The sequence below is a fragment of the Actinoplanes sp. GCM10030250 genome, assembly GCF_042666575.1.
In the GTDB taxonomy this organism is placed as follows: domain Bacteria; phylum Actinomycetota; class Actinomycetes; order Mycobacteriales; family Micromonosporaceae; genus Actinoplanes.
The window spans coordinates 612,289-626,711 of the sequence record NZ_JBHTDO010000001.1 but is presented as its reverse complement, the minus strand read 5'-3'; the positions used below and the strand labels follow the sequence as shown (position 1 = coordinate 626,711).

At 62.3% G+C, this 14,423-nt stretch carries 4 protein-coding genes and 2 pseudogenes; all 6 read right to left on the bottom strand.

From position 1 onward, the window contains the following. Window positions 1-238 precede the first annotated feature (238 nt). A pseudogene (locus tag ACFQV6_RS02780) lies at window positions 239-1,071 on the bottom strand (IS5 family transposase). A 655-nt stretch (window positions 1,072-1,726) separates the two neighbouring features. After that, on the bottom strand, window positions 1,727-4,159 hold the full coding sequence (locus ACFQV6_RS02775; protein ID WP_378025668.1) for a DEAD/DEAH box helicase: 2,433 nt from the start codon (window positions 4,157-4,159) through the stop codon (window positions 1,727-1,729). Further along, the gene (locus tag ACFQV6_RS02770) at window positions 4,156-6,078 is read right to left on the bottom strand and encodes a site-specific DNA-methyltransferase (RefSeq protein WP_378025774.1); all 1,923 of its coding nucleotides are present in this window, start codon (window positions 6,076-6,078) and stop codon (window positions 4,156-4,158) included. Before ACFQV6_RS02770 ends, ACFQV6_RS02775 begins: the two co-directional genes overlap by 4 nt. Then, a pseudogene (locus tag ACFQV6_RS02765) lies at window positions 6,054-6,398 on the bottom strand (transposase); the annotation flags it as partial. The gene ACFQV6_RS02770 and the pseudogene ACFQV6_RS02765, both read right to left, overlap by 25 nt. A 428-nt stretch (window positions 6,399-6,826) precedes the next feature. Further along, a complete protein-coding gene (locus ACFQV6_RS02760; protein ID WP_378025667.1) occupies window positions 6,827-10,216 on the bottom strand; it encodes a helicase-related protein in 3,390 nt (1,129 codons plus the stop codon). Next, window positions 10,213-14,202 (bottom strand): Eco57I restriction-modification methylase domain-containing protein, encoded by a 3,990-nt coding sequence (locus tag ACFQV6_RS02755; RefSeq protein WP_378025666.1) that lies wholly within the window; start codon window positions 14,200-14,202, stop codon window positions 10,213-10,215. The genes ACFQV6_RS02760 and ACFQV6_RS02755 overlap by 4 nt, the downstream gene beginning before the upstream one ends. Between the last annotated feature and the right edge of the window lie 221 nt (window positions 14,203-14,423).

Genomic DNA, 14,423 nt, shown 5'->3' with positions numbered 1-14,423 from the left:
GGGGTGAATATGGCGAGGATCTGCTGGTAGGGCTCGCTGATGACGGTCGGCTCGGCTGCGGTCATCTCGTCTTCGAGGATCTTGGTCAGGGTCTGGCGGGTGGTCGCCAGGTCGGCCAGTTCGGCGTCGATGGCGGCTACCTCGGCGGCGAGCTTGGCCTGCTGCTGGCGCAGGTCGTCGCGGGCAGCGGATGCGGCGGTTTCGCGGGCGGCGATCAGGTTGAGAACGGTCGTGGTGTTCATGCCGGGTCCCGCCAGGACGGTGTGCTGGTGCCGGTCAGCCGGCGCACGAGGTTGGCTGCCGAGGCCCATAGGGTGCGTGACACCGAGGACTCCGGGCGGCTCTCGTACTCACGAACCAGGCGGCGGTGCAGCATCAACGTGCCGTTGACCTGCTCGACCACCCACCGCTTCGCGATCGGCACGAACCCCGGCTTCGTGTCACTGCGCTTGACGATCTCGACGTCAACGCCGAGCACGGCACCGTGGATACCCAGGTCGCGCTTGAAACCGGCGTCCACCCAGGCCAGGGTGACGGTCGGGGTGTGCTCGACGACCTTGTCCAGCAGGCGCACGCCGATCGCGGTGTCGGTGACCGATGCGGCGGTCACCACCACCGCGATGATCAGCCCCAGCGCATCGACGGCCAGCCCACGCTTACGGCCGGGCACCTTCTTCCCGGCGTCCTTGCCGGTGGTCGCGGCCGGGACATGGTTGGCGGCCCGGATCGACTGAGTGTCCAGCACAACCGCGGACGGATCTTCACGCCGACCCGCCTTCTCCCGGGCCTGGCAGCGCAGCAGATCATGGATGGCCTGGTCGGTGCCGTCGTCGCGCCACAACGCGAAGTAGTAGTACGTCGCGGACTTCGGCGGCAGGTCATGCGGCAGATACGCCCACTGACAACCGGTCCGGTTCTGATAGAAGATCGAGTTCAGGATCTCCCGCAACGAGTAGCGGCCCTGATGACCGACACCGACGGATGCTTCGCTTTCCAGGCGTCCAGGAACGGGCCCACCACTGCCCACTGCTCGTCGGTGAGGTCACTGGGATACACCTTCCGCTCGCCCATGACCAGCTCAACCCGTTCGCCTGCCATCCAGACATCGGCGCAACCCGAAGGTCACGGCATCGAGCGATGACAAACTACGGAAAGCTCACAAACCGCCCTCTCAGACACTCACTGAGACACACGCTGGACCCGCAATCCGCGAAGAACTCCGCGCCGGTCACTACAGGTGACGCGCTCCACTCACCGGGAAGGCTCGGAGTTCGTCGGGCGCCCACCGAGAATGTGTAATCCATACAGCCGTTCCTGCCGCGGAATCGCCCCTCGAGCCGCCGCATCCAGCGCCGACTCGTACTTACCCAAATACGCGCCTTGAACTCTGTGGTGAACGTCTGCCGCTGGGGTCGGGCGCGCAGATTCAGGTTCTCATAACGCTTCGATGTCAGGCTGATGTGCTGTCCCTAGGGCCGTCTAGGAAAAGCATTCCCCGGTAGACGGGCAGTCTCATATAGGCGCGATATGGAACGGAGGTGGCGAGGCATGAGCTCCAACCCGACAGTACTCGAACATCTGCAAAGGGCCGGAACGTGTTCCCAGCCGCCACGCACGGCCATCAACCACATACCCACCGGCCCGGCGCACCGTACCCGCCGATGCGACCGTTCCGCGGGAATCCCTGACTCAGCTCCATCATCAAGTCACGCTACGTGACATTGGGCTAAGCCCGGAGATCCAGCCATCGTCCGTTCGCGTTCTTGATGGCTGTCTCGGTGGCAAATAGGTAGCGCCACGAACCGTAGACTCCGACGTCGTTGACCTGCTCCACCCACGCCTCCGCGGCCTTGCGCTTCGCTACCACACTCTCATCATTGGCATCGTCGTCAGCCTTGCCTTCGATCAGCCAGTAATCGCCCTTGCCATCGATGGCGATGAAGTCAGCGAAATAGCGGCCGCCTTGCCACTCGATCCATGTAGGACTGTTGGTGTAGATACGTAGCCACCACTTGATCTGTGAAGAAGAATCGAGCATTCGCGCAAGTGCAAACTCGGTGGTCTTCGCGTCGAAGCTTGCCACCGGCTCGATGCTCTTCTGCCAATCACCGTAGGCAAGACCCTTGGCGAAATCAGCCCACTTGCTTAGAACCGGCGACGGCATAGGCCGAGATGGCGGTAGAACCGGCACCTCAAGTACATTGAAGTCCCATGTTGGCGAACTTGCCCGCAGCTCGTAGGCTTTCACGATCATGGTCTCAATGGCGCGGGTCGCAAGTGCTGTGCGCTTCACACTCCACGGAGTGTGCTCATCACCAGTCACCCCTGCCCCCTCGAGAAACCAACCGATGACATTGCCAGCGGCTTGGAACTCAGTGAGCGAGGATTCGACCATGCCAAGCCCAAGCACCTTGTCCTCGAGCTGCTTCTTCACCGTGTACCATGTCAGGGTTTCAAGGTATGCCTTCTCCTCCTCGAGGAAGCGCTCGCCAATGACCACCTCTCCGTCGATGCCACGTTGGGCGTCCAGCGCGATCCGCTTCATGTAAACGGATTCATCGGATAGATACTTGCGGCCCAAGTCCCGCGCCTGCTGCTCAGTCACAAGCCGGAGCGAGAACTTCGTAGGGGATGACTGCCGCTCAAGTCGCGGAAACCTGATGCGCGGAGCTCCGTTAACGGGAGCCACAAGGTTGACTGTGGCGACTGCACCTTTCTCCTGCTGCTCCAGAGCGGTACCGTATTCCTGCACAATGAGGAGCACTGACGGGTCGATAGACTGACCACCGTGCTGGTTATCGAAGACGAAGGTGAGTCCGGGCTGAACATAGGCCCCACCGGAAACACGAGCCCCTGCAACGTCTTGCTGGCCAACCTTCTGCACGACTGGCGTCGTACTTAGCTCCGTTGCTGCATTCGCTCGCTCTTCCAAAACCTGTTCAAGGAGCGCGCGCTTGCTGGCGAGTAACTGACGGTACGATTCGTGAGCAACAATGTCCACGGTGTCGACCGCTTCAATGGTGGTGCGTTCCCCGAAGGGAAGCCGCAATCCCCGACCGAGAACCTGTTCCGTGAGGGTGGCAGACAGGAGCGGGCGAAAGGATACGATGACGCCGATGTTTCGTACATCCCACCCTTCCTTGAGTTTGTCTACGCTCACGACGACGCGCACATGTGAGCTCGGGTCTTCTACCCCTTTGAGCGCTCGAAGTGCCTTATCACTGGAACCGCCCGTGATAAGGAGTACCTGATCGGGTTCCGTGAGAAACTCGGCGCGCAGGAGCTCGGCAACCTGTTCAGCTTTCTTGACCTCCTCGCACACTACGAACAGGACCGGCACAACTGCTGGCTTGCCAAGGGCGAGCGAGTAGGCGCGCCAGGCGGACTCTTTCACGTCCCGCAGGTGACAGGCGTCCGCCAGCTGTGAACGTGAATCCTTGGCTCCGTCCTCGCGGTAGACGACCACAGGAATCTTTACAAGCCCGTCAGCAATGGCTTCGGCAAGCGTGTAGCGAAAGACCACTTTTCCCGCTGTAACGTCGGCTTTGTTCGGCGTGGCGGTCAAACCAACGATGCTGCGGGCGCCGAGTTCGCGGATAGTGGCTCCATACTTCTCAGCATCGCCTGAGTAGACGTGGTGCTCGTCGGCCAGCACGACAAGATCGTCGAGGCCTTGCAAGTGAGCGTATAGGGCCTCACCCGTAGTCTCGTTCTCGTCGTGCATCTTGCGGCGCATTTCTTCGTTAGGCTTGAGGAGGGTCTGTACTTTGAATACGAATAGCTTGAGCTTCGTGCGGTCATTTATGTCCTCCACTCGCTGCTTGAAATTCTCAGCGGTGATGACCACGGGCTCCCACTCCGCACCCTCGATGTACTTGCGGGAGCCGGGAGTAAAGTTCTGGATTGTTTTCTCGTAGATGACGTCGAGTGGCACGATCATAACCACGTTCCGCACACCTGCTTCTGCGAGGTATTCGAGCACGCCTGCCGCGAGATAGGTTTTACCAACGCCTGTAGCGAGGTCGCAGACAAACTCCCGTCCGTCTCCCGCGCTAAGATTCCTAGCTACCTCATGTAGGGCGCGGCGGTTCGGGTCGCGGAGACCCAGGCGTGCAGCAATAGCCTCTACTTGCTGTGAGGCGTAAGCGATCCAACTCATCGGACCACCTTGGACTGCTTGTAGAAGCCGTTCGGAATTTTGATCGCCCGCGAACCTATCCGAAGAACGTTAAGCCACTTGGAAGCCTCGGGATGGACAGCAAGTCCAGCGACAGTAACCGTCTCGTCCGCTTCTAGGAGGGACACGGCGAACTTGATCTGTTCCTCGTCCACGATGCCATTCACCACCACGAGAGCGTCGCGATTCTTGACTCCGGCGACTCCTCGCCGGTCCGTTGTGAGGCGGTAACCGAGTTGCGCCGCAGCGAAGGGAGCGATATCGCCCGCGGTGGGCCTGAGGAAAGTCCGACCACCGACTACCTCGAGCCTCGACGGCTCGATCTCGAGGCAACGGAAACCGCCGCCACCGTGCCAGTTGCGTTTCTTACTCGGCTTGGTTCGAAGCTGCTTGATGAGACACGCCAGCGTTTCGGAATCGACATCGAGTAGTCCGGCAGCCGCCAATTTCTCCAAAGTCTTCCGTGCTGAATCAAGCTCGGCCACAGGCACGTCGCTGGGCAGCGGAAGGTCACTGAGTCGCTCGTTGACGAGAGTAATGCCAACATCTTCCGAGCCCTCTACGACCTGGGTCAGGCGAGGCTTCGCATAGTTCTTGTAGTTGTCTCTCGCAAGTTCGACCGCGATCCAACGCCGACCCATCTTGTGAGCGACGGCCGCCGTGGTGCCTGAGCCGGCGAAGCAGTCGAGCACCACGTCACCAGGATCGGTCCCGATTTGAATAACACGCTCCAACAGCCTCTCCGGCTTGGGAGTTGAGAAGGGAGTCACATCGGGGAAAAGAAGATTCATCTCATGCTTCGCGCTTCGGGAGTGCCCCACATCCTCGTGAAGCCACAATGTCTGAGGTGCTCGGCTGGAACTAATCTCGTCCAGGTAGCGCTTCAGCTTGATGCCACCGTTTCCACCCTTGGTGAAGTAGAGGCGGGGCCACGCTCCCTGCTCGTAGCGGTCTTTAACTACGACAGCTGCCTCAGCCAAGTCCATGTCCACCATGAGCGCTGGAATTTCCTTGCGAAGCTCCGCTACCGGTACCCCGCAAATGAGGGCGCGACGCTCGTTGTCAGAGAGGACGACGCGCTTGTATCGCACACCCCACTCTTCGACCAGTGCTTGCATTGAGTCCTGGCTCTGACCCCAGCAACGTCCCTTCGCGGGATATACCAGTTCGCCCGTGAAGGGTGACTGGATCGCGTAGACCCATGTCTGGTTTCGATGGGCCGAGGGGGCAGCAGGATCACCGGAGACCCACGAGCGAGGATCACCATCAGTTGACTTATATAGCGCATCCCTCGAGGCAAGCCGCGTCCAGCGGTTGCTTCGCCATCCGGGCTTCTTGGAGTAAACGAGGATGTAGTCCTGATCCGTCGAAAAGGCAGGAGCGTCGTTGCGGGGTGAGTAAGCCTTTTGCCAGATCACGGTCCCGACGAAATTATCGATGCCGAGTTCTTCATCCAATACGATACGGGCTCGGTGGACTTCAGCATCATCTAGGTGTACCCAGATGGTGCCATCGTCCGCGAGCAGTGACACCAACTGACGCACCCGGTCACGAAACATGGTGAGCCAGACGGAGTGCTCAAAATTGTCGTCGTAGCTAGCGAAGGCCTGCCCCGTGTTAAAGGGCGGGTCAATGTAGATGAGCTTGATACGCCCCCTGTACTGCTCGGCGTACTCGGAGATTGAGTTGAGCGATTTCAGGGCGTTGCCGGATTCGCCATAGATGAGCAGGTTGTCCGCAGCTGTGCCGGTCGTGGTGCCCACTCGATCCGTTTCGGTGAAAAGCCGAACTTCCGTCACACGAGGGTCATCCCGCCCGACCCACTCGTAGCTATTTTCAGACAGCAATAGCAATGCCTTATCTTGGTTGTACCAAGTTAAGGCCAGCCGCCCACTCGACATCTGCACCACCTTGAAGGCTCCGCGCCGGCCGTTCCAGCGGCCTGTCCATCGCCGGTCGGCAACCCACCAGCTCGGCCGGGGAAGTATATGTCACCACTCGTTGGGTCTGCTGCACTGCTGCTTTGAGGCAAGGCCAGCGAAGCCGGAAACAGATCGGTAATCAGGGATTTGAGGCCGGCCATCGGCGGGTACCAACCGAGCAGCTCGAGAGCCCGGCTGATGTCGGTGACGTTCGCGCCGCTGGTCAGAACGTAGATCGGGGTGCCGTTACCGTCACAGATCAGGTGATGCTTGGAGCCGGCTTTGACGCGGTTTGCCGGCGACGGACCTGTTCCGGCACCCTTTTGGCGTCGATTTGACTATTGTCATCGCCGCCCTCGACCAGTCGATCCGGTTCGCCGCGTTCAACTTCGCGAGCAGTATCTGGAGGGCTGGACCGAAGACTCCCGCCCTCGGTCCAGCCCTCCAGCCCTCACCAACAGGTCGCCCCAGAGCCGAACCCGAGTTCCTGCGGCAGATCTTGCCGACCGATCCTGGTGTGCAGCACAGACGGGATGCCTTGCAGGCAGGACCGGTCCAGAAACGCTTCGGCCCCGGTGCTTTCTTCAGCCACGGCGGCAGCACCAGCTCGATCAACACTCACAACTCGTCATCAACATCCCACGGTCCTGTCCACGACCAGCGAACGAGACCGATCTCCACGTCGTGACGCTGATCAACATCGATTCGACTGATGCATTTAGGACTCTTAATCCTCCGGTGCAGGGCTGATCATCGTCCAGCAAACGACGTAAATGTCAGCCAGGTCGATGACCGGCAGGACCGGTGGGGCCGGCGGTGGGGCAAAACCGTGTTCATCAGCGAGTACAGCGATCCGAGTGACGGTTTCCCGGTCGCTGATGCCGGGTTCGTTAAGAGCATGCCGAATGTCGCGTTGCACTCGGATGGTGTAGGGGGCGTTGAGTCGGGTGACGAGGTCGTCCTGCCGGTCGCCAAGGAACCGGCCGTGGTCGCGGACGAACGCGGCCGCGTCACGCATCACCTTTGGTACCTGGGGCGCCAGGTTTGCCGGGTCGGTCTGGTGCATCCACTGTTCGTGCACGTGGTTTTGGGCGGCTGTCCAGGCGTCGAACGCGGCCTGGTACATGCGATCGTCAAGAACCGGTTCGGCGGTATCGGACTGGGGATCAGCGTGAGCGAGGCAGGCGAGAGTGTCGTCGATTACCACCGGCCGGCCGTCTGGCCCTCCGGTCTGCAAAGTCAGGTCCGGGTTGAGGGGCACGTACCGGTACCAGGGTTTCGGGTGGTCGCCGATTCGGGCGCAGAACACGAATCCGGGCTGCGCGTCGGTGCGGGTAAAGCCCGTACCGGCGCCCCAGGGCAGATCAAGGACCCGTTGGCGGGTGGGCGGGTGAGCGAACGCGTTCGCGAGGCGGCGGCGGTACTCCTCGCCGGAAAGTGCTGCGTTACCGCCGTCGGTGAACAGGGCCGCTTCTTGGCGGCGGATCCGGTCGATCTGGTCACGGGTTTCCGACAAGTTCCGTTCGACGGGGTCCACACCGGGGAGCACCTCGCCGACACCGACAGAAGCGGCGGCTTGTTTAAGTTTGCGTTGCAGGCGTTCCTCGAGCCGCAGGATCCGGTCCAGGTCTTGGTCAGGGAAGAAGCAGCGCATGAAAGCTTCGCTGTGTGGAGAACCGATCCGGTCGATGCGTCCGTGCCGCTGAACGAGACGCATTGGGTTCCACGGCAGGTCGTAGTTGATGATGTGCCGGCCCTGCTGCAGGTTGACGCCTTCGGCGAGCACGTCGGTGGTGACGATTAGGTCGTAGAGGTCTTCCTCAACGCCGGTGCCGGCGGTCTGTGGCGCGAATCCGACGATGATCTCAGTACGGTGGGCGCGGTCCGGGCCGGAGACGACCGTGATCCGGCCGCGGTAGGCGGCGAGACGTTCGTCGGTGAGCAGGTGCGTGGCAAGGGCCTCGTTGATGTACGAGGCGGTGTCGGCGTAATAGGTGAAGATGAGTACTTTGCGTTTGTTGCGTGTGTCCTGCTCCCCGATGCCTTCCATCTCAGCGTCCCGGGCGATCGCCGCCAGCTCGTCTACGAGCCGGGTAATCTTCGGGTCGGTGGCGGCGTGCAGGGTCTGCACCCGCTGCCGGAATTGTTCGAGCAGGGCCTGGTCGGCGCGAACCGCCTCCGACAAGGCGCGGGTGTCGTAGTCGGCAGCGTCGGCGACCCCGTCGGTGCCGTCTAAACTGCCGAGCCATTCGTCCACGTCGTCGGTGCCGGTACCGGACCATTCACGCAGCGCGTCACCGGTGAGGACCAGGCCGGCGTCGAGCGCGTCGAGGAAACGGTCGTGGGAGGCGATCATCTTGCTGACCGTGCATTCGAACGCATATGCCGACGACTCGAACCGTTTCAGAAGGTTGGAACGCAACAGACCGGCGTTCTGGGCCTCGTACTGTTCGGTGTCGCCGTGTAGCAGGAACCGCGATGGCACGTACCGGGCCATCGTCAGCACCTCGCCCGGATCGTCCAGTAGCACGCCGGCGGCCAGCGACTCGTTGAGGGACTCGTCGGAGACGTCAGCGCCCAACGCGACCGCCAAGTCGTCGAACACGCCCGGCAGTACCTCGTCGAGGTTGTAGTCCACTCGCACGACCCGGCACGTCGGGAACGAAATTTCCCGTTCGACCCCGTTGATGACGACGCGGTCACCGACGTAATGGTTTCGGACGAACCGGCGCGTGCGGCGGACGGCGACCTCGTCGAGCACGTCGAACAGGTGTTCCGGTGACAGGTCATCCGGGTTCATCGCCATCGCCCGGTCGAAGTATGCACGCAGGCTTGGAATCCCAATGTCACTGAACGCGGCGTCGTTGGAAGTGAAGTACGTGATCAGGTTGTACAAGTCGGAGAGGGTATTGTTCACCGGCGTCGCGGTTAGCAGCACCAGATCCTTGGCGATCGGTCCTGACAGCACTTTGCGGAGCGCCTCGGCCCGTTGGGTCTTGTCGTTTCGCATCGCATGAGCCTCGTCGACGACCACGAGCGCGTACTCGTCCAAAGCCTGCAGCGCCGCGGTCCGGGCTCCGGCGTCGTCAATCCCGGCCACCAGCTGTTCGTAGGAGACGATGTCGGCCCGCAGGGTCTTTTCCCGTAAGAATGGGTCCCATGTTGAGTCTCGCAACGTCGCCGGCGCGATGATCAGCGCCTTCTGCCGCCGTTCGACCGTCGCCTCGTACAGCAACTCCCCGGCGAGGAACGTCTTCCCCAAACCGACCTCGTCGGCGATGATCACCCCTTTACGTCGGTCCAGGATGCGGCGAGCCCGCCATACCCCGTCGGCTTGAAATGCCGTCAACCCCAGATGCGACTCCGCCGGAGGTTCCGCGTCTAGGTCCGCCCCGTATAGTTCATACAGCATTCGCAGGAATACGTCCCGGGGCTGATGCGCAGTCCACCGGGCCTCATACAAGGCGGCAAGGTCGTAGTCGACGGCATCGTTCCAGTGCTCGTCGAACCAGCCAAGCACCTGGGACACGGTCGACGGCTGGTAGTGCCCGAGATTCAACTCCTTGTTGCGGGCCAAGCCAGCGTAGGTAAAGTTCGACGACCCAACGATCACCCCGGTCGCGTTCGTCGCCACGATGAACGCCTTACCGTGTAGGAACGCCTGCTCATACCGGCGCACCTGCACGTTCGGGTTCGTGCGCAGCCACGCCACCAGTCGGCGGGCCTGCGCGTCGGCTTCGCGAGTGAAGCCGAGCAGGTTTCGATTCTCCTCGAGCGATAGGCGGTGGCCTTCTAGAGCACGGACGATCTCCGGGGACGGGCCCCGCCGTCGGCGGGGCCGGCGCGGTTCGGACAGCCGCCGGACCGTCGGATGATCCTCTTCCTTCGGTTCGGCGCCGAGCAGCAGCCGCACGCCGCCGACCTGCTCTAGTTCGTCGGCGAGCAGATTGAACCCGCCCGGGTTGAAGTATGCAGTTGCGATCGCCACCTGGGGCGCAGCCACCCATAAGGTGCGGATGCCGGCGAGCAGGGTGTTGATTGCGTCCGCGACCGTATCCCCAGCGTCGGGGCGGTTGGTCGCGAACTCGGGCCGTTGATGTGGCAAGGGGTTACTCACGGCTGATCCTCCGTCTGAGCCAGTGCTACGCGGCGGAAGTTGTCGGGTGTGCCCTTGAGGTTGAAATCCTGCAGCATCTGGTTTAGGTCATCGATGGTGAGGCCGTACCCGGCTAGGGCGAGACGTTCCAGGCGGGCACGCAACTCGACATCGTCCAGACCACGGACATGAATACTGGCGGAGCGAGCTCGCTGTCCTACGTCGACTCCTCCCGCGAGAATGGTCGCTCCGTGGAGGTTGAGCAGCACAGACGTGATCTCTGCGGCCTCGGCGACTCGTTGCTGCGACCAGTCCGGGAGAGGAATCTGGTTAACGACCGGTGCGGTGATGTGCCGGTCGGCGAACCGGCGAACCCACCAGTCGGCAGCGTTGGTGTTCAGAAGTCCCAGCAGCGCCAACCTCGCCTCTTCCGAGGTGTCCTCAGCGTGCATGACGGCGTGAATGTAACCCTTGTTGTGCAGCAGACCCCGTTCGGGTAGCGCGGTGGCAATCATGGTGCGGCTGTCATCCGAGCGGCTCGGATGACGAACAATGATCATGGGATGACGTTCGCCGAGCACCACCTCACCGTCGCGGACGACGACGCCACGGTCTTTCCTGACGAGGGCGTTCATATCCGTAACGTACTGTTTATACGGTTCGGTGGGATCGAACGCGAAGGCATCGACATGGGCTGTCATGAGGACCCGCCATGATCCGGGTTCTTCAGCGCGGACCGCTAGAGCCCGATCAGGTCCGGAACCGCGGAAGTCCCAGCGCGCATCGTGGTTGCCGGTGATCCACCCTTCCGGGCTGGCTAGGCGGGGCCCTCGGCGCATGTAGTCGAAGACATCACGGTCCGAAGCGGTCGCGAACCACGGGATGACGTGCGTTTCTGAAAAGGTGTTCAGGTCGTCGGCGGAAAGCGCGATGGCGTTCTCATTCGTGGCTGCCGCGACGTGTTCCGGGCTGGTTGCCACCCACACGCGGGTCAGACGTTCACGGACTGGGCCGGCACTAAGAAGCACGACAGCGTAGGAGGCATGAACGTCGTCGAAGATCCACTCCTGGTTGTTGCGTCCCTGCACAATACGCATGTCGTGGGCAGTGACCAGCTGGTGACGCAGCTTCTTCCACCCGGCCAGCACCATGCATTGCCGCGGCAGCACGACACCGAGATGACCATCGCGGCGCATGCTGCCCAAAGCTCGTTCGAGCATGAGCTGCGCCAGTTCGATGTGCGTTCCTCCGCGCAGGGTGAACGCGTCGCGGAAGAGCTGCTGCTGCACGACGCGTCGCTGTTGCTGGACCTGCTCTTGCGCGGCTTCCATGGGATGGGAAACGCGAAGCTCTTCGATCTTGGCGTTCCGGGCGGTGTCCGCCATCGCCATCAGGCCAGGGAACACGCTGACCCAGAAGGGGGCAGCTTCCCAGCGGACCTTCTCCCACGGCGGGTTGCCGAGCACCACGTCGAAACCCGGTCGAGTCCTGATGAAGACCTCGGGAAAACAGTACGGGAGATGTACCGCAGCCAGTTCGGCTAGAGCATTCTGCGCTTCCTCGGTACGCGCGGCGTCGATGGCTTCTCTCGGACCGTTCGGCAAACCAATCACCCCCAGACGGACAGCAACGGCAGCGTCAAACAACGCTTTAGCGTCCGCCGCGTCGGCTTGCGCCTTCGCATGGGCCCGTGCGGCCTCACGCACCTCTGCCTTAGTCGCCTCGGCGGTCCGGGCGACCCGGGTGAGCCGGTCACGTGCGGTAGCGAGAGCATCCTCGATGCCCTCGGAAAAGATGCTGACTTGCCCCGGTTGCCGCTGCGGCTCGAGAATGTCGAACACCTCGTCCACCGTGCCGATCCCGGTGAGACTGTTCCCGACGACCAAGTTGTGGTCGAGGCTGCTCATCGGCAGGCCCGGAACAAATGTGTGAATCCAAATCGCCAGACGGGCCAATTCGACTGCGATCAGATTGAGGTCGAGACCGTAGACACACCGGCGGGCGATCTGCCGGCGCAGCAGGCTAGACGGTTCTATCTCCACCTCCGCGGCGCTCTCTGCCACCGCAGTCCGGGCGACCTCAGCCAGCCGGAACAATTCGTCGGTGATGGCAGAGATCGGATAGGTGGCCAGAAAAGCACTGAACCGAGACTCGATTCGATCGATCGCAGCGACCAGGAAGTGCCCCGATCCCATAGCCAGGTCAGCGGCCCGGAAGTCGAAGAACTTCTCCGCCGCCGCGGCGTCGTCCCCGGCGGCGAGCAGTTCCGCGACCGCAGCCAGGTGGGTGCTGATAGCCGGTTCGAGAGCAGTGTCGAGCAGATGCTCAACCGCGAACGCCTTGGTGAAGTAGGAGCCGGTCGACTTACGCGCTCCGGACGCGTTGTGGAAATACACCTCACCGGCACGAACGACCACTTCGCTGCCAGCGGCAGCCGGCACATATGCGCCCGTCCTACGGTCCAGTGTCAGGTCGGCGGTTGCGAACGACAACGACGATTCCAGCAGACCCTCGTAGATGGTGCCGAACTCGCGTACAGACAACGACCGAAAGTCCACCGGCCCGCGGGTGCCGTCGTCGCCGGTGTCGATCAGCAGCGCCTGCAGCGCAGGTCCGATGTCAGCGTTGGAGAGCCGCATGCCCGCGATCGCCCGGCCGGACGGATGCGTGTCGTCGGCGGCGAACAGGCCACCGTTGTAAGCCGGCACCGACCACTCTGCGTTCCCGTCATCGACGGCACGCCAAACAGCGAGCAGATCGTCCCATCGGTCGGTGGCGGACGGGTCAAACACCAGATCCAGGTTTTCTGCCAGCTCCCGGGCGAGCGTTTTTAACGCCCGCCTCGTGTAACGAACATTCCGCTGGTAGGGCAGCAGACCACGATCCTCAGCGTAGGAGACGAACAACAGCCGGAAGAGGATGATCAGCGTGCGATGGTATGCCTCGTCCAAATCCGCTTCGGAGGTGGCGTTCATCTCAGCGGCAACAGCCTTCGCCAAGTCCGGCACAACCTCGACGTAGACGCGTTCCCGGAGACGCTGCCCCAACCCGGAAGCATGATCTGCTGACGCGGTGAGGATCTGTTCGCTGCTACCGCCCACGGTGAGCGCGTCAGCGCTGCACAGCAACGGCAGGTAGGCGGCTTGGTCCTCCCCGAGCAGTGCCAGGTCCAGTTCGACGAACGTTTCCGCATGCCCTTTACGGCCGACACCCACGTCGGGTTTCGTCGGATAGAGACGAATCTGAGTGCCACGGGTACTCAGCAGCCACGGCAGTCCCTGCTGCGCGGCGATACTCAGTCCCAACGCCACAGGAGACACCGTCCCGAACCGGCTGCTCGGCCGGTCGAACATCTCACCGTCTTCCAGCAACACAGCAATAGCCCGGTTCGCGCCGCTCGCAGCCAGCACGTGAGCGGTAGAACCATGCGGCGTGATCGTGTAGCCGAGCCCACGGATCAGGTCCACGCCACGCTGGCGAAGCAGACTGGCCCCAAGCACGCGTGCGTTAGCCCAGTCCGCCCGCATCGGCACCCCTGTCCGCAACTCGTGGGACGCGAACAGGCCGGAATTCGTCAGACCGGCAACGAGTTGGTCCTTTCGTCCGGTCAGCAGCCGCGCCATGAGCCGTTCCGCGTTGACCGCGTCCGCAGCTGCGAGCGCCGCGGCACAGATACGCTCCACCTGGGACAGGTCCAGGTCCGCAATGACAGCCGGATCATCCTTTATGCCGCACACCGTCGCATGCCAGCCGTCGGCATGGCGGTACGCGACAACCAGCACTACCGGGGCAGCGCGCCGATTCCATCGCAGCGACCACAGCCGGCGGACTTCCTCCACCTTGGGCCGGCCGTTACTGACGGCCACCGCCACTTCCAAAGCGTCATGCCCGTCGGCGAGGAGCACCCGGTCAGGAGTGAGTCCATGCGGTGCGCCCGCAGGTCGGGACCAGGGGATCTCACGAGCGTCGACGTCGCCGAGGAAATCGTCGATGGTGACAGAGGGCATGTGGATTGGAGCCTGCTTCCGGACGTAAGTGACCCGGCGAACCAAGGAGATTCGCAGACCGAAGGTGACAGATCAACGGATTCTCACGAAGAGTACTCACGTTGTCCAGACGCGTCGGCAATAATACCGCTTCTACCATTACAGTCGCCGTCTATCAAGGACAGTTTGTGGGGCGGTTGAACGCCGCACGCGCGTGGGGCGTTGACCATCATGGTGGCATT